Origin of the sequence: Komagataeibacter intermedius TF2 (assembly GCF_000964425.1) — a bacterium.
Classification (GTDB): domain Bacteria; phylum Pseudomonadota; class Alphaproteobacteria; order Acetobacterales; family Acetobacteraceae; genus Komagataeibacter; species Komagataeibacter intermedius.
In genome coordinates this window covers 1-385 of the sequence record NZ_BANF01000436.1, presented here as the reverse complement: position 1 = coordinate 385, position 385 = coordinate 1, and the positions used below count along the sequence as shown (strand labels likewise).

The window sequence follows — 385 nt, the reverse complement described above, 5'->3', positions numbered from 1 at the left end:
CAAGAACTCTGGATATGCATCAATCTAATCACAGAATGCTCTAGTCCTGAAGTTTGATGGGTTGGATTGATGGGTTGGATTGATGATGAATCTTTCTGGTTCTGATGCCCAGATTGTTGATTTTCACTGAGAACCGATGGTGTGGACGGCTCGCAGTGCTCCTGAGAGGATACTGAAGAGTTGACTGTCCAGTGGAGGAAACCATCATGCCGCAGTTGATCCGTATCGAAATGGATACCTCGAAAAAAGTGTTTTAGCTCCACGGTGTGGATGCCGAAGAGCGGGTTGCGCTGAGCCGGCATCAGATGATCCGGTTTTTTTCGAGAAACTTCCGCCGACAATGATTGGCATTGAAGCCTGTGGGGCCTCCCATCACTGGGCCAGA

General features: G+C 49.1%; 1 protein-coding gene and 1 pseudogene. One reads left to right on the top strand and one right to left on the bottom strand.

The annotated features are described in order from the left end of the window. Positions 1-302, bottom strand: a 302-nt coding sequence (locus tag B7449_RS24955; RefSeq protein WP_235721270.1) for a hypothetical protein, incomplete at its 3' end; no start/stop codon positions are given. On the opposite strand from B7449_RS24955, the pseudogene B7449_RS21565 reads away from it, so the two are divergent. Further along, positions 267-385 (top strand): annotated as a pseudogene (locus B7449_RS21565) (IS110 family transposase); the annotation flags it as partial. The gene B7449_RS24955 and the pseudogene B7449_RS21565 overlap by 36 nt on opposite strands.